Raw genomic sequence first — 16,954 nt, 5'->3', positions numbered from 1 at the left:
CTACCATAATGGAAAATAAACATAATCAACTTATTGAGCAAGCTTGCCGTTTTATTGAAAAAAATAACGGTGATGTGTCGCTTACCTGCATTGCAGAGCATGTTATGGCAAGCCCGTATCATTTTCATCGCTTATTTAAATCAACGATGGGGATCACGCCAAAAGATTATGCTAATGCTTATCGCCAAAAATTAATAAAAAAAGCATTAGTTCAAGATGGCAGTATTACAGATGCGATTTATCAATCAGGCTTCAATGCCAATAGCCGTTTTTATGAGAATGCAACGGCAATATTAGGAATGACGCCAACAAATTGGCGTACAGGTGGTAAGAATATTGCTATCTTTTTTGCTATTGCTCAGTGCTCTTTGGGTAGTATTCTCGTGGCGCAAAGTGAAAAGGGGATTTGCGCCATTATGTTAGGGGATGATGCCGAGCTGTTATTAGAAGACTTGCAAAAACAATTCCCTCTGGCTGAATTAATTGGCGCAAATGAAGAATTTGAGCAAGTCATAGCACAAGTCATCGGTTTTATTGAATTACCCAAACAACCCTTGTCTTTACCTCTTGATATCCAAGGTACTGTATTCCAACAAAAAGTTTGGCGGGCATTATTAGATATTCCTTTTGGTAGCACAATGACTTACCAAGAAATAGCAGACAAAATTGGAGCACCTAAGGCATATCGCGCAGTCGCTAATGCCTGTGCAGCTAATAAACTTGCAGTTGCTATTCCATGCCATCGTGTTATTCGACAAAATGGTGAGTTATCTGGCTATCGTTGGGGGATTGAGCGTAAGGCTAAGTTGCTTCAGACTGAGGCATTAAATAACTCACCAACGGATAAAAAAGAATAAAAAGTTATTTATTGCATGATAAGATAATCAGCAACTTATCAATAAATTAATGAGTCAATATTATGTCGGCAATACCAACAGAAATTACTTTTTTTGAACGTTTAATTCCTTCCATTCTTGAAGAAAAAAAAGTGATTACTATCCGCGATAAAAGTGAAAGTGATTACAAACCGGGAAGCATTGTTGAATTATTTGCTAACGAACATCGTACTCATTATGGAAAATTGAAAATCATAGCGGTGTCGCCGTTACATTATGACGATATCAATGAGTATCACGCACAGCAGGAAGGTATGACACTTCCAGTTCTGAAAGCACTTATCAAAGATATTTATCCGACAACGCAATCTTTATATCTGATTGAATATCAGTTGGTAAAATAAGAATAAATAAAAAAGGATCACATTGTGATCCTTTTGCTTAAACAAAATCTTATCTATCTTAAATTAACTTAAGTAGTTTCTTTAGCTGGTTAATTTCTAATTTCCATTGCGCCTGCAAAGCAGGTTTTTGATGATTAGTTTTACGTGCTAAATCAGCCTCTAATTTCTCTTCTAGCTCAATTAACTTAAAGAGTTTTTCATCATCATCATGTGAAATCAATGGAGCTGATGGGATATCCTGCAAATTATTAAGTTTATCCATTAGCAAAGTTTCAGGCATTTCTTTTTCTGAAATAAGCTGATAAATGGCTTCTATATCATGATGTTCTGTTAAAACACCGTTGTGAATATACCAAAAACGATTACAGCTATTTTCAATCAACTCCCTATCATGGCTAACTAATAGAACACCACCAGGAAATTGACTAATTTGCTCAGCTAATGCCTTTTTACCTTCCATATCAATATGGTTTGTAGGTTCATCCAACATTAATAAAGAATAGTTTGCTAAACTCAAACCAACGAATAATAAACGTGCTCGTTCACCACCGCTTAAAGTATTCACTTTCTGCCCATGACGCGTATAAGCAAAGCCAGCACTAATAAGTGCCATTTTTCTCTGTTCATCCGTTAATGGTGCAAACGGTTTTAATGCATCAGAAAGGGTATCATTATCAATTAATTGCTCAATTTTTTGATCGTAATAACCCAATTCAACTCGGGGGTGTAGCTTTATTGCATTTTGTTCACTTATTTCAGCTAAACTTAATGACCAAATCATCTTTAATAATGATGATTTGCCTGTTCCATTGGCACCAATTATTGCTACTCGATCACCACTTTTTATACGCTGATTTTCAACAGTATATAAAATAGGGGCATTTTCAGCAGGAATAACAGCAAGTTGATTTAATTCGCAGAGCCTATCAGCTCGTAATGCCGTTCCAGAAAACTGTAGTACCCATTGATTTCCAACCGTCACTTCAGTTTGTTCATCTTTTAAACGAACAATATGTTTTTCCATCTGTTTGGCTTTACGAGATAAATTCTCGTTATCATAAACGTGCCCCCATATTGCGAGTTGCTTCGCACTTTGGGCTATTCTATCTATCTCTTTTTGTTGCGCATCATGACGGTATTGCGCACTAATATCTTGCTCTTCTTGTGCAATTCGAGCTTGAGAGCAGGGTAATCGAAAGATAGATAGCGATTTATCACGAATGATCCATGTACAATTCGTCACGTTGTCTAATAACGTATTATCATGTGAAACCAAAATGAAGCTACCACGCCACTGTTTTAAAAATGTTTCCAACCATAAAATAGTGGGTAAATCGAGGTGGTTACTTGGTTCATCAAGCAATAATAAATCAGGCTCAATAATTAACGCTCTCGCTAATAATAAACGAGTATGTTGACCACCACTTAATTGCGAAACGAGTAGATCTTTTTCGTGAAGTTTAAATCCCATTTCATTCAGCAATAACTCAGCTCGCCAACCTTCAGATAATCTGTATTCTTCTGGTAATTTATGAAGTACAGCATCCATTAAAGTCATTGACTGTAATTTAGCGGGTAAGTGCTGTTCTATATATGCCATAACCGTTTGATTAGCGACGGAAATAGCACCTGAACTTGGTGATAATTGATGTGAAAGTAATTTTAATAAAGTACTTTTTCCACAACCGTTATAACCAATTAAACCAATCTTCTCGCCTTTAATCAGTGCTAAAGAAATATCGTTTAATAATAAACCGTGATTATTATGGAAAGAGAGATTTTGTGTAGATAATAATGTGCTCATAGCTTACTCATTTTTTAGGCATAATAATGCCTTGGGTAATATCAAGCGATAACCCTGTAAGCTGAGGAGAGGTAATAGTTAACGTCGCTCAGGCAGGTTAACGCAGTAAAATACTGTGAGAGCCTGAGCTGTGGCGATTACCAAAGAAGTGTGAGTATTCAATAAGATCACACAAAAACATAATTAGCCTCCTTCTCTAAGTTTAAAAGTTAATCGGTAATGAAATTCTATCAAGATATAATTCCGATATGCAATCCTGTAAGAAAAACAAAAGGTGTCATTTTGTGTGAAAGCCCGCAATTTAAGCGGGCTTAAGATAATTATGAATAAATAAAGAACACATATATTGGTCATAAATCTATAAGATTGCTCTATTGTGCCGAAACAGGTAAATGCTTTCGTAGTTTAATTGCTGTCAATAACACTCCAGTTGCAATAGCAATACCAACAATATTAGTGCTTTGCCAACCGATTAAATAGAAAGCAACACCACCAGTAATACATCCTTTCAGGCTTAAGGCTAAGGTCTTTTTCTACCTTATACCAATAGAATTGTTATCGTTATTGAGCTGTTATATCTTGAAATAGTGACGTTTTAACACTCTAAATCATAGAATTTCATCATTTTATCGTAATTTTTCGCAGATAAGAACTATCTACCTACATTGGGGGTTTTTATCATGATATATTGCTACCTATTCGCTATAGCTGTCCTATAAAAGGTTAGAAAATGAGTAAATTAAGAGTCGCTATTATTTTTGGTGGTAAATCCACAGAACATCAAGTTTCATTACAGTCAGCAAAAAATATTATTAATGAATTAGATCGAACGAAATTCGACCTTTGCTTAATCGGTATTAATGAGCAAGGCCAGTGGCATGAATATTCAGAAACTGACTATTTACTAAATAGCGATAATCCTAAAACCATTTCATTAAGCAAACCTTTAAGAGCAGTTGCTATTATTCCTGGTAGTGTAAAAGGCCAATTTATTTCACTTGAAGATGGTCAAACATTACCTCAAATCGATGTTGTATTCCCAATTGTTCATGGTGCGTATGGTGAAGATGGTACACTCCAAGGCTTATTACATATGATTGATATGCCTTATGTAGGGCCAAATATCATGAGTTCAGCAGCTTGTATGGATAAAGATATTACTAAACGCCTACTTGATGGGGCAGGATTAGCTGTTGCGCCATTTATCACTATTATGGCACATCAAATTAATGACATTCCTTACAATGAAATGGTTCGTCAATTAGGACTTCCTTTATTTATAAAACCAGCAAACCTAGGTTCTTCTGTAGGAATTAGCAAAGTTAATAATGAGGAAGAGTTCAACGCGGCTTTAAAAATGGCTTTTGAATACGACCTTAAAGTGATTGTTGAAAGTGCAATTGTAGGTCGTGAAATAGAGTGTGCCGTTTTAGGTAACGAAGCTCCTGAAGTTAGTCCTTGTGGTGAAATCGTATTAAACGATGCTTTCTATGCTTATAACACGAAATATATTGATGACGATGGTGCTAAAGTCGTTGTTCCAGCAGTAATGGATGAAAATACGAGTTTGCATATTCGCCAAGTTGCTTTAAAAGCATACCGTGTTCTTAATTGCTTAGGTATGGCTCGTGTTGATGTGTTCTTAACACAAGATAATCGTGTTGTGATTAATGAAATAAATACACTACCTGGTTTTACTAATATCAGTATGTATCCAAAATTATGGCAAAGTGCAGGTTTAGGTTATCAATCATTAATTACTAAATTAATTGAGTTAGCACTAGATCACCATAGAAAAACGGCAGTTCTAAAAACAAAGTGTGAGCTTTAATTAATATATAAAAAGTGAGAGCCTGATGAAAATTACACACCTTGACCATCTGGTATTAACTGTTGCTGATATTCAGATAACCTGTGATTTTTATCACCGCGTACTAGGCTTTAACGTTATTACGTTTAAAGAAGGGCGCAAAGCTCTCACTTTTGGCTCTCAAAAAATAAATCTTCACCAAGTGGGAAAAGAGTTTCTTCCCAAAGCGGCAAAACCAACTGCAGGTTCGGCTGATTTGTGTTTTCTAACACAAACACCGTTATCAGAGATTATTGAACATTTAAATCAACAAGGTGTAAAAATAGAAGAGGGGCCAGTTCCTAGAACGGGTGCAACTGGCGCTATTATGTCGGTTTATTTACGTGACCCTGATAATAACTTGCTCGAAGTTGCCAATTTAACTTAAGAGTAAAACACGCTAAATATGGTTATTTAGCTTGTTTTAAGTGTTTAATTTTAATTAGGCATATTTTTTTGAACCAGCAACACAAAAAATAACGCCAATAGTTACTAACAACATCAATAAATTGACTGATTCATGAAGTAATACGGCAGCTAAACCTAATCCAAAGAAGGGTTGTAATAATTGAAGTTGTCCTACTGCTGCGATCCCACCTTGTGATAATCCTTTGTACCAAAATATAAAACCAATCAACATACTAAAAAGCGAAACATAACCTAAGCCCACCCATGCTGATATACTAATTGTAGCAAGCTTTTCAGGCATAAGAATAAAGCTAAAAATAAGCATTGGAGGTAAAGATACAATTAATGCCCAACATATAACCTGCCAACCACCTAATGCTTTCGTTAAAGTCGCACCTTCAGCATAACCTAAACCACAAACAATCACTGATGCTATCATTAATAAATCAGCACTGATTGATGATGCTCCATTTTGAGAAATGGCATATCCCATCACCAATAAACTACCAATAATAGAAAAAAGCCAGAAAATAGGGCGAGGCTTTTCACCACCACGTATTACTGCAAAAATTGCCGTGAATAACGGTAATAAAGCTAAAAAAACAAGGGAGTGTGCTGAAGTTATTTCTTGTAGTGCGATAGCCGTTAATAATGGAAAACCAACGACAACACCTAATGAGACAACCGCTAATGAAATCCACTGTTTAAACGTAGGTAATTTTTCTTTATATAACAGTAGCATTGCTAAAGATAATAATCCTGCAATCGTTGCTCTCGCTGCGGTTAAAAATAAAGGTTCAAAGCCTAATACAGCCGCTTTTGTTGCAGGTAAAGATCCACTAAAAATCAACATACCTATAAATCCATTTACCCAGCCATTTGTCTGCTCTTTTTGATTAATTTGCTGCATACGATTTTCCATTTTTATTATGATAAAAAAACAATTAATTACAGTTTTTGTAATAGCAACAGATATATAAAAATCTATTTATATAAAACTTGTATCTACGATGTAACTTGCTGAACTCCATCTTATGGAACACAATTATGACAATCAAATAATTGTCATGGATACAATTTCTATGGTTCAGCCCCGTTATAAATCTTTAGTTGATAAATTGGCGAACGAAATACGTATAGGAAAACTATTACCAGGTACACGTTTACCAACACATCGCCATTTGGCTGCAGAACATAAAATGTCTCTTGCAACGGCAAGTCGTGTATACGCTGAGTTAGAAAGTATGGGCTTGATCATTGGTGAAACAGGAAGAGGAACTTTTGTACGAGAATTGTCGCTTCCAATAAATCATGGAATAGAAAATCCTACAGCAGCAGATATGTTGGATCTTAATTTCAATTATCCCTCATTGCCTATTCAAGCTGAACTATTACGTACTGAACTAAAAAGATTAGCAACATCAGGTGAAATTGAATCATTGCTTCGCTATCAACCACATAGTGGGAAATTACACGATAAAATCGTGATTTCTCAATATCTTAAAAATAAAGAAATCACGGTTGAACCTGAAAATATTATTATTACTAACGGTGCACAACAAGGCATTGCGATTACATTATTAAGTGCTTTAAAACCGGGAGATGTTGTTGCGGTAGATGCATTAAGTTATCCCGGATTTAAATTAGCAGCACTCGCTCATCACTTGGAAATATTACCCATTCCCATAACACCATTAGGTACAGATTTAGATAAGCTGGAAGAACTATGTAAAAAAAGGGCAATACGTGCACTTTATTGTATTCCTACACTACATAACCCAATGGGATGGGTATTAACATTAAAACAGCGACAACAATTAATTATTTTGGCGAGAAAATACCATTTCATGATAATTGAAGACGCGACTTATGCATTTTTAGTTAAAAAAGCACCGCCAGCAATTGTTACCTTGGCACCAGATATCACATTTTATATTTCAGGATTTTCTAAGAATATAGCTTCTGGATTAAGAGTTGGTTTTATTGTTGCTCCTACAAACACTATTTCATCGTTAGAGAGATCAATGAGAGTGACGACATGGAACACACCTGCTCTAATGACTTCCATTGTATGCCAATGGGTGAAAGAGGGGGTAGTTGATAAACTAGAACATTTATTACGTAAAGATGCACAGCAGCGACAAAAAATAGTGAGTGAAATATTTGAAGGACTTACTTATATTCATCATCCAACTTCCTATTTTTTATGGTTCCCCTTACCTGAAGAAGTTAGAGCCGATAAAATTGTTGCTTCATTACATCAATTACAAATATCGGTTGCCACTGCTGAGCCTTATGCCACAACATCCAATATTCCTCATGCAATTCGCATTGCATTAGCTTCAATTAATATTAATTTATTATGTGATACATTAAAGAAAATTCGAGAGATTATTGAGTATCAAGTTGATTTATAAATAAATTATTAAAATCCTTACACTTTAACGCCTAAAGAGTGGTTCTCATTTAGGCGTTATCTACATTTTATCTTAAACTTGTATTGCCACTTTCACATTTAAAATCAATAATCAGAAGGTATTGTTGCATCTTCAGTGATCCACGCTGTTAAGTAATTTAAAGCATCAGAGAAGTAGCTATCTCGTCCTTGATAAATAAAAAGCATCTGTTTCCACCAAGGCCATTGGTTATCTAATTGATAATTAAAGAATGGTGCTTTTAATAAGCCATGAGAGGCATTAGGGAATAGGGCAACGGTTTTATCTACATGGTTTCCTAATAGATTTTTATATAAACATGCATTTTTTGATGCATCTACATTAAGATCTAACTCACCAAACAGAGCCAGTACCCGTCCATTCATATGAGGTAAGTCTTTAGATGAATCACTTAAATAGTTTTGGATAACAAAATAAAAGCGATCATCAGACATATCTCCCTGAGCTGAAATATCATGGCTGCCATTAATGCCAAATATACGATCATTTTGTTGCAGTTGCTCTGAGACTCTTCGAGTAATTTCCTTATCATCAACATCGCCGGCTTTTAAACGCACTTGGTGATAGTAAGCACCTTGAGCTCGCCAGTTTACAGCACCACCAATAATAACGGAAAAATCAGGTTTAGATTGTGTCGCTGCAATAGGGATAACCCATCCAGCCTGTGAAAATCCTAAATAACCTACTTTAATATCAGTATGGGTAAATTTCTTTTGAATAAGCTGTAAAGCTATTTGTGCTTCATCTGCTCTATCTTGCATAGATTGAAGCAACCAATTTCCTTGGCTTTCGCCCACACCAGCTTTATCCCATGTATATACACCAATACCTGCATCCAGCAAATTATTAATTAATGGTAAATATCCACTATTAGAAAAGCGATCTTGAGCGCCATCGCCATGAACAAAAATAGCAACTGCTTTTATGTTGTTCTGATTCGGTAAAATTAATGTTCCAGATAAAGTATCTTTTTTAGAAGCAAAACTAATTGGAGTTATCACTGATGCATGATCATCCAATTCAAAATCAGAATACTGACCACCACTAATGATAATCACAAAAATAAGAGTGATAAGCCCTGAATAAAACCAAATTGATTTGAAACATTTTTTCATAGCTTGAAAAATCCACGATGGGTATAGACCCTTGAGTAATATAAATAAGCCATTTATGACCACATTTATATAATACCTATCAATTAGACTAATTAGTCTAACTAATTGAAGTGATTTTATTAAAATCTCCTTAAATAGAAACTGGTAAGAGGAGCTTCTATTTAAAGTAAAATTAATTGGATATTTTTAATAAAAATGTCTCAGTACAAAAAATAATAGAATATGACTACTATTTTACTTAATTATTTTGTAAATGACATTTATTGTTAAAGAAAAAATATATTTAGTTATCATTTTTTAAAATTTGTATTAACTAAATATTTAATCTAAACAAAATATCAGTATAATTACTAAAGGTTAAATATTTAAATCTAAACTGGATTATCAAAAATAGATAGATTTTGCGTTATCTTCACGTAATTGTCATATAAGAAATATTGCTATGCTGATAAAGAACTTACTTTGTTTTTATCTTTTAAATTAAGTAGTAAGAGAATGAAGTAAATACTTTTAGCGATACTTTTAATCAAAAAATGGACGGTATGATGAAAAAACTTATCCTATTCGGTGCAATATCTGGCGGCATACTATTTTGGTCTATACATTTACAAGCAGATAATTTCGATTGTCGGAATGCGGCGACTCAGACTGAAATTAACCAATGCGTATATCAAGATTTTCAGCAAAAAGATGAAGAACTTAACCATATTTATCAACAATATTATGCAAAATTAGAAGTTGAACGAAAGGATCAACTTAAACAAGCCCAGTTGGTTTGGATTAATTTTAGAGACCTCTCTTGTCAATACGAAGCAGACTATTATCAAGGTGGTAGTTTAGCTCCAATGGTATATAGCAGTTGTTTAAAAGATAAAACAAAAGAAAGAATTAGCGATCTTAAAAATTACATTGCTCTATATTAAAGAGAAAAATTAAATCTAAAAAATATAAATATTAAGGTATATTCTTTTTATAATAGTCAAATAAGTATAGTGTTTAGTATGAAAATAATTTATAAATGATGCAATTGTAAATTTTGTATTATTTTGAAACATAAAATGCCTTGACTAATCACTGCCACAAAGTAGTCTGATGCACAAGTAATAAGCAAAAAAAGAAGTGAATACAATGAATAAGATATTAAAACTTGGGCTAGGATTACTTTTTTTATCGCTACCATTTTCTTCAACATCAGCAGATATTAAACTTGAATATGGAGTAAATCTTATCGATTTTAATGGTGATGGTGTTCCTGATGTTGTTGTTAAGTCTAAACGACTATTAAATGATTCAACATCTGTCGATATGGCAACTGTTTATATCAAAGGAAGCGATCAAAAAGTTTATATTGTTCCGTCCATATATGCTAATGCTTTGAGCCTTTACAACAATAAGATTAAAGGCACAGATATCACTATCTCTGATTTCAAGTTCATTGAGAAAAAAGATCATGTTGTTTTGTTAAGTGCGGAAAAGGTAGGAAACAACTTACAAAAAACCACTCCAATCCGTTTCTCTAGCTATTCTATTTTAGAAAATAAGAAAGGTGATGAAATTCAGTTTAAATGGCAATTTAATAGCTATTGTGTAACTGAATTATCCTATCTTAGCGTAGAAGATGCGTATTCTGATAATTGTATAAACAAAATTATTAATGAATAAATCTACAATTAAAAAAAGAAACACATCACATTATGATGTTTTTCTTTTTTGTTTTATAAAACAATGCATTGCAAAAATATAAACAATATTCCTTTCTTTATATGCATTGGGCACTTGTATCATTTCTTGTTCCTTGTTATTAATCTATTGTTAGGATATTTCTTAATCAAAATGATTTTTATGGCGCTGTTTTATCAAGATCTGTTTAAGAGGGAGATATGAAGGAAATTATTACAGGTTTACTTCTAGCCTCAATATCACTATTTACTGTATCTTGCTCACAAGAAGATACGCATAGAATAAAAGTGGCAATTAATACAGGGCCTGATCAAGTGATTTGGGATGAAGTTATTCGTTTAGCGAAATTAACTGAAGGATTAGATGTTGAGATTGTTGCTTTCAATGATTATGTTCAACCTAATAAGGCATTGAACGATAAAGAAGTTGATGCAAATGCGTTTCAATCCATTCCTTATCTTCAAGCTCAAATGAAAGAGCATGGCTACCAATTTCATATTGCCAGTAAAACATATATCTTTCCTTTAGCCGCATACTCTAAAAAAATTAGCGATATAAATGAATTAAAGCCCGGTGATGTTGTTGCAATTTCAAATGAAGTTAGTATGAAAGGGCGTGCACTTTTATTACTAGCAGAAAATCATCTCATTACTCTTAACGATAGTGTTGGTTTCACACCAACAGTAGACGATATTATCTATAACCCAAAAGATATTACTTTTGTTGAAGTTGACTCACCTAAACTTACCGAAGCATTAAATGATCCAAATGTCACAATGGTTATAATCAACAATAACTTTTCATCCCAAGTGGGGCTAATTGCGACTCGTGATGGATTGATCTTAGAAAATAAAAACTCACCTTATGCTAATGTTATTGTTACGCGTGAAGATAATAAAAATGATGAAAATATAAAAAAACTGGTTTCAGTTCTGCATTCAAGACAAATCGAGCTAAAATTCAAAGAAATGTATAAAGGTGATGCTGTAAGAGCTTGGTAACATCCTTTAACTTAAAGGTAAAAAGAGGTGTTCATTCTTTTTATCTTTAAGTTTTCCTGCTTTTTCCCTTCTTTTTAACTAGAATAATCAACTTTTATTTAATTAAATCACCTTGATTAAACACTAATGAATGGATAGAACTTTTTATTTAAAGTTATCTTTATGTTAGAGCTCGTTATTTTTATATAACTAGTGGTTTTTATTCTATATAAAACATTCTAACAACATGAATTTTTTTCAGTATGATAAAGATCCTTCATTAAACATAAGAAATAAAAAAATGACTGACTCTCAACTGAAAAAACAATATATCGGCGAACATAAATTATCCCCAGAAACACTAATGATGAGCTATGGCTATGATCCATTACTCTCTGAAGGCTCAGTTAAACCACCTGTATTTTTAACATCTACCTTTATTTTTAAAAGTGCTGAAGAGGGTAAAGCTTTTTTTGATACCGTAAGTGGTAGAAAACCTTTACCTGAAGGCGAAAAAGCAGGTTTAGTTTATTCTCGCTTTAATCAACCTAATAGTGAGATTGTTGAAGACAGATTAGCTGTTTATGAAAATACGCAATCTTGTGTATTATTTTCATCAGGAATGTCCGCAATTACCACAACATTAATGGCATTAACGCAACCCGGTGATGTTATTTTACACTCACAGCCACTTTATGGCGGAACTGAGACCTTAATTGCTAAAACACTTGCTAAGTTTGGTATTCAAGCCACACCATTTACTGATGGAATAAACTTCTCACTTATTCAAGAACAAGCTAATGTAGCCCGTCAAAAAGGGCGTGTCTCCGTTATTTTTGCAGAAACTCCTGCAAACCCAACTAATTCCTTAGTAGATATTGAAGCATTAAAAAATGTTGCTGACCAATTAGAAAAAACGCAAGGTTATCGTCCTATCATCGTTTGTGATAACACATTACTAGGCCCTGTATATCAACATCCAATAGAACAAGGCGCTGATATTTCAGTTTACTCTTTAACTAAATATGTTGGGGGTCATTCGGATTTAGTTGCCGGTGCGGCTATGGGCTCTCGTGAACTGATTAATCAAATCAGATTACTAAGAGGTGCAATAGGAACACAACTTGATCCACATTCTTGCTGGATGCTAGGCCGTTCTTTAGAAACGTTACAAATTAGAATGGAAAAAGCCAATCAGAATGCGTTATTAGTTGCAGAATTTCTGCGTGGCCATGAAAAAGTAAAAGCAATTCATTATTTACCTTTTGCAGATAAAAATTCTGTTGAAGCTCAGGTTTTTGCCAAACAATGCACTGGTGCAGGATCAACGTTCTCTTTTGATATTGTGGGCGGAGAAAGTGAAGCTTTCCGTTTTCTTAATGCAATGAAAATTTTTAAACTTGCAGTAAGTCTGGGGGGAACAGAATCTCTAGCTTGTCATCCGGGGTCAACAACGCATTCGGGGGTACCAATGACATTACGCCATAGCATTGGTATTCAAGACACTACAATTCGTTTATCGATTGGTATAGAAAATCCACAAGACTTAATTGCTGATTTATCCCAAGCATTAGTAAGTGCTTAATTAAATAGCCGTGTTAATATTAAAAAAACACCAGATAATGTAGATTTCACAGTCTGGTGTTTTTGTTTTAATCGATCTGTTTTTGGATCTCAATCCATTCATCTTTAGTTAAGCGACAAATATTTTCAATTTTCACTTCATCTAAAAATTCTGCATATTGCTCTTCAATAACGTGATGAAATTTAAATCCGCATTTCTCTTGTACTTTTTGCGACTTCTCATTATCAGCGAAATAACCACACCATAAATTATCCAACTCCAATGTTTCAAAACTATGTCGACTAATTTCTTTTACAGCTTCAGGTATTAAACCTTTACCCCAAAATGGTACTCCAATCCAATAAGAGACTTCAGCATCATTATCTCCAATTGGGAAATTACTCTCATTTGCGAAAGATAATCCGACCAAGCCGATAGCTTGGTCATCATTAATTAACGTAACGGCATAAACTTCGTCGCGCATAAATATAGCTCGAATAATTTCGGCACTTTCTTCAACACTTTTATGTACTGGCCAACCTGCAATTGGACCAACACGCTCATCTTTTGCATTTTGATACAAACTTGACGCATCAGAAAGTTTCCAAGGGCGCAATACAAGTCTTTCTGTTTTTAATGTTTTCATTTCAATGACTTCTCTTATTTTTTAAATACTTTGCAATTTATCTTACGTCTTTAAGATGTGTGTATTCTAAAGAAAAGAAATAAAGAACCGAATGTCATAAAAGAGGCAAAATCGGTACTTTTTACAACTAAATAAAAGGAAATACTTGTTATTAAGTTTAATATCGTCAAATATAAAAACAGCAAATGGGCTAGATAAAATTAAAAGAAGGTAATTGATTTATGTTGAGTCAAGTGTTGCCACAACTTAATGCATCATCACAACATGTCATAATAGGCGAAAGTGATATGGCGAATGAAATCGATTACCCTCTACCACTATCTTATATTGTGGTTATGATTTGTTTAGAAGGCAGGGCAATAATCAATATAGGTTTTCAAAAGCAAGCAATCAAAGCGAATGATATTCTTATATTAGGCGATGATATGATGACAATTTTGAGTCAAAAGTCGGCAAACTTTCGCTTATTCTATTGTTTTCTCGATAAATCTTTTGCCTCAGAAATTGCTTATTCTCTTTCTAATACTTTATTTTCTTTTCTTCATGAAAATCCTGTTTGCCACCCACAAAAAGAGCAATATGAAGCCTTAAATAGATGGACTCAACAACTAAAATATATAGATAACCGTTATTCTGAACACAGAAAATTGATGTTAAAAAATCACTTACAAAATCTCTTTTTTGCTATTACTGAATCAATACCTGCTCATTTTTCTATCGCTAAAAAAGAATTTAGTCGTAAAGAAAAACTTTGCTGGCAGTTTTGGGAATTGATTGGAAAGCATTGTTTAGAGCATAGAGAGGTGGCTTTTTATGCAAATAAGCTTAATATTACACCCTTTTATTTATCACAAATAACAAAGCAATTTTTTAATGATGCACCTAAGACCTTGATTAACCGTCAAGTTACTCTTGAAATAAAAGCATTATTAATGCACACTTCGCTTTCGGTAAATGAGTTATCAATAAAACTTCATTTTGATGATCCCTCTTATTTATGCCGATACTTTAAAAGAGAAACAGGTAATTCTCTATCTGGTTACCGTAAACAACATCAACGACAATAAGACAGATAATATTGTGCTTATCGTTTAATTTTTAACTAAAGGAGGAAATTATTTTGAAAAAATATCACTATACAGACCGAGGGAAAATATTTTCTTAAGGTTGAGAATTCTATTACTTATTAAGAAATTACTATGATTTATTTTACTTCTGATACACATTTTTGCCATTCAAACATCCTCAATCTTTGTGATCGCCCATTCAATAGTGTTAGTCATATGAATGATACTCTAATTCATAATTGGAATGCTTACGTCTCTGATAATGACGAAATCTACATTTTAGGTGATTTTCTTTATCGAGGAACAGGGCGAGATGCCAATCAAATCTTGCGTCGATTAAAAGGTAAAAAGTACCTTATCCGCGGAAATCACGACAAATTTCTAGACGATCCGGAATTTGATGCATCAGCATTTGAATGGGTAAAAGATTATTTTGAGTTGGATTATAAAAAAAGAAAAATTGTAATGTTTCATTATCCTATATTGGAATGGGCGGGGTTTTTCCGTGATTCTATTCATTTATATGGTCATGTCCATAATTCACAAAAAGATCCCTCTCAACGTAAACGTTTAGATGTTTTAGGAAAAAGCGCAATGAATGTCGGTGTCGACGTAAATGACTTTTTCCCCATTAGCATTGAAACCATACTAAAAAGAACATCTAAATAACCTTATTATTAGCAGTCGTGGTTTACTCGCAAAAGAATTCCATATAAAAAGACATCCATTGGGATGTCTTTTTTATTTATGCTAATTAACCATCCAAACTACAGTGCAATGGCTCTTTTTTGACTTACATTCATTCCTTGGATCATACAAAACCAAGCAAGACCACAAATCACCATTAAAATCGCAAATAAAGAGACAGGAGGGAATGAAGTCAAAATAAAACCACTAGCTAATGGATTAAGTGCAGCACCCAACCAACCTAATGACTGAGCCGAAAAATAACTTGCTTTCATTCCTAATGGGGCAATGTTATCAATCATCATATACTCACCAGGTGCATAAATTAATTCACCCAAGGTAAATACAGCGATAGCTAATGCCCAAAAGATTAAATTGTTGCCTGCAAACATAAAACCAAGTAAGCCCACCATAAAAAATAGAGTACCAAGCGTCATTAATTTACGTAGCCTTTCAGCTGTCACATGTTTACCGACAATATATTGTAGAGAGACGACAATGGCAGCGTTTACAGGTAATACAACCGCAATAACAGACTCTGCCAACTTTGCATCGTAAGCCACTAAAATATATTGCGAAATACATGACGCAAAAGAGCCAAACGTTAATGTACCGAAAAAAGTCGAGAGTACAAACCAACTTAATGCTCTGTCTTTTAGCATTATTTTCGGGTCCCACTTCACACTATTTTCTTCACCCGCATTTATTGCTTTAGAACGCTGAACAAATAACTGGATCATAAAAAGTGGAACACTAGCAGAAATAGCTGCAAGCCAGAAGGGCAATTGAGTTCCATACATTAATAATAAGGTGCCAATCGGAGGACCCACCGTCCACCCCATATTAATAAAGGTATAGTTTAGAGAGAATATTTTAGGTTTCGCTGAAACCGATAAAGTTTCAGAAAAATAGGCCTTTAACACAGTTGAAAATACTAAATAAGAGCAGTTAATCACCGAGAAAAAAATAACCACTAAAACAGTGCTATGAACCATCGGTATTGCGGCAAAGCCAAAGATAAACGTTATAATAGATAGTAGCATATAACGTTTTTTTTCAAATTTATCAGCAAGCATTCCAAAGCCAAGGCTGAAAAAGATACCTGTTGTTAATGCAATAGACATCGCAATACCAATATCATCGACAGGTAATTGATACTCCCGCGATAAATAGATCGCCATAAACGGTAATGTTGCACCTCTTCCTATTGTGAGAAGAAGTGATGAAAATAGTAATGCAGTTGTTGATCGTGTTTTTTTTGAGAACATATTATTTTTTTCTAATTATTTGTATTTTATGGAGTGTTTTATAATTTATGCGTTTTCTACGGGTGAAAAAAGAACAAATTCGCACTGTATATTAATACATGACTTACTAATTGCTGTATAGCTTTAAGTCAGCAAAAAAGCTCTTTTTGATCTTGTATTTTTTCTTGCTGACCTTGTAGTAATATTTAAT

The 16,954-nt window shown here is 33.8% G+C and carries 16 protein-coding genes; 11 read left to right on the top strand and 5 right to left on the bottom strand.

Annotated features, from left to right (window positions below; all coding sequences use genetic code 11):
- Nucleotides 1-8 precede the first annotated feature (8 nt).
- Nucleotides 9-857: a bifunctional DNA-binding transcriptional regulator/O6-methylguanine-DNA methyltransferase Ada gene (gene ada / locus GTH25_RS08635; RefSeq protein WP_075672865.1), complete on the top strand. Its 849-nt coding sequence runs from the start codon at nt 9-11 to the stop codon at nt 855-857.
- 62 nt (nt 858-919) lie between these two features.
- Nucleotides 920-1,240: a N(4)-acetylcytidine aminohydrolase gene (gene yqfB / locus GTH25_RS08630; RefSeq protein ID WP_099660415.1), complete on the top strand. Its 321-nt coding sequence runs from the start codon at nt 920-922 to the stop codon at nt 1,238-1,240.
- A gap of 58 nt (nt 1,241-1,298) precedes the next feature.
- On the opposite strand, the gene GTH25_RS08625 is transcribed toward yqfB, so the two are convergent.
- On the bottom strand, nt 1,299-3,044 hold the full coding sequence (locus tag GTH25_RS08625; protein WP_159242066.1) for an ABC-F family ATP-binding cassette domain-containing protein: 1,746 nt from the start codon (nt 3,042-3,044) through the stop codon (nt 1,299-1,301).
- Nucleotides 3,045-3,774: 730 nt separating this feature from the next.
- Here GTH25_RS08625 and ddlA point away from each other — a divergent pair.
- The gene (gene ddlA, locus GTH25_RS08620; protein ID WP_099660417.1) at nt 3,775-4,875 is read left to right on the top strand and encodes a D-alanine--D-alanine ligase; all 1,101 of its coding nucleotides are present in this window, start codon (nt 3,775-3,777) and stop codon (nt 4,873-4,875) included.
- A 25-nt stretch (nt 4,876-4,900) separates the two neighbouring features.
- Entirely contained in the window at nt 4,901-5,281 is a 381-nt protein-coding gene (locus GTH25_RS08615; protein WP_099660418.1) for a VOC family protein, read from the top strand.
- Between the two features lie 54 nt (nt 5,282-5,335).
- On the opposite strand, the gene GTH25_RS08610 is transcribed toward GTH25_RS08615, so the two are convergent.
- Nucleotides 5,336-6,211, bottom strand: coding sequence for a DMT family transporter (locus GTH25_RS08610; RefSeq protein ID WP_202983529.1), 876 nt, complete (start codon nt 6,209-6,211; stop codon nt 5,336-5,338).
- Nucleotides 6,212-6,383: 172 nt separating this feature from the next.
- On the opposite strand from GTH25_RS08610, the gene GTH25_RS08605 reads away from it, so the two are divergent.
- Nucleotides 6,384-7,718 (top strand): aminotransferase-like domain-containing protein, encoded by a 1,335-nt coding sequence (locus tag GTH25_RS08605; RefSeq protein WP_159242067.1) that lies wholly within the window; start codon nt 6,384-6,386, stop codon nt 7,716-7,718.
- A 104-nt stretch (nt 7,719-7,822) separates the two neighbouring features.
- Here the strand turns inward: GTH25_RS08605 and GTH25_RS08600 are convergent, their stop codons facing one another.
- The gene (locus GTH25_RS08600; RefSeq protein ID WP_164530492.1) at nt 7,823-8,872 is read right to left on the bottom strand and encodes an alpha/beta hydrolase family protein; all 1,050 of its coding nucleotides are present in this window, start codon (nt 8,870-8,872) and stop codon (nt 7,823-7,825) included.
- A 545-nt stretch (nt 8,873-9,417) separates the two neighbouring features.
- Here GTH25_RS08600 and GTH25_RS08595 point away from each other — a divergent pair.
- The 4 genes from GTH25_RS08595 (at nt 9,418) to GTH25_RS08580 (ending at nt 13,117) form a co-directional block, all read left to right on the top strand.
- On the top strand, nt 9,418-9,795 hold the full coding sequence (locus GTH25_RS08595; protein ID WP_223672418.1) for a lysozyme inhibitor LprI family protein: 378 nt from the start codon (nt 9,418-9,420) through the stop codon (nt 9,793-9,795).
- A gap of 205 nt (nt 9,796-10,000) precedes the next feature.
- Nucleotides 10,001-10,534, top strand: a complete 534-nt coding sequence (locus GTH25_RS08590) for a carbapenem self-resistance protein CarG family protein (RefSeq protein ID WP_075672858.1) — start codon at nt 10,001-10,003, stop codon at nt 10,532-10,534.
- 218 nt (nt 10,535-10,752) lie between these two features.
- A complete protein-coding gene (locus tag GTH25_RS08585) occupies nt 10,753-11,553 on the top strand; it encodes a MetQ/NlpA family lipoprotein (RefSeq protein ID WP_164530491.1) in 801 nt (266 codons plus the stop codon).
- Nucleotides 11,554-11,833: 280 nt separating this feature from the next.
- Nucleotides 11,834-13,117 carry a cystathionine gamma-synthase family protein gene (locus tag GTH25_RS08580; RefSeq protein WP_075672856.1) on the top strand — a complete coding sequence of 428 codons (1,284 nt, stop codon included), beginning with the start codon at nt 11,834-11,836 and terminating at the stop codon, nt 13,115-13,117.
- 67 nt (nt 13,118-13,184) lie between these two features.
- Here GTH25_RS08580 and GTH25_RS08575 read toward each other — a convergent pair whose 3' ends face one another.
- Nucleotides 13,185-13,742, bottom strand: a complete 558-nt coding sequence (locus tag GTH25_RS08575) for a GNAT family N-acetyltransferase (protein WP_156733411.1) — start codon at nt 13,740-13,742, stop codon at nt 13,185-13,187.
- Between the two features lie 221 nt (nt 13,743-13,963).
- Here GTH25_RS08575 and GTH25_RS08570 point away from each other — a divergent pair, with 221 nt between their 5' ends.
- Together GTH25_RS08570 and GTH25_RS08565 are read left to right on the top strand one after the other, a co-directional pair.
- A complete protein-coding gene (locus GTH25_RS08570) occupies nt 13,964-14,809 on the top strand; it encodes a helix-turn-helix domain-containing protein (RefSeq protein WP_099660425.1) in 846 nt (281 codons plus the stop codon).
- Between the two features lie 132 nt (nt 14,810-14,941).
- Nucleotides 14,942-15,478 carry a metallophosphoesterase gene (locus GTH25_RS08565; protein WP_156733410.1) on the top strand — a complete coding sequence of 179 codons (537 nt, stop codon included), beginning with the start codon at nt 14,942-14,944 and terminating at the stop codon, nt 15,476-15,478.
- A gap of 98 nt (nt 15,479-15,576) precedes the next feature.
- On the opposite strand, the gene ydeE is transcribed toward GTH25_RS08565, so the two are convergent.
- Nucleotides 15,577-16,764 (bottom strand): efflux MFS transporter YdeE, encoded by a 1,188-nt coding sequence (gene ydeE, locus GTH25_RS08560; protein ID WP_156733409.1) that lies wholly within the window; start codon nt 16,762-16,764, stop codon nt 15,577-15,579.
- Nucleotides 16,765-16,954: the final 190 nt, after the last annotated feature.

The sequence above is a fragment of the Proteus terrae subsp. cibarius genome (assembly GCF_011045835.1).
Taxonomy (GTDB): domain Bacteria; phylum Pseudomonadota; class Gammaproteobacteria; order Enterobacterales; family Enterobacteriaceae; genus Proteus; species Proteus cibarius.
Note: the sequence above shows the minus strand (reverse complement) of the source record. Positions and strands in the feature narration are given on the sequence as shown.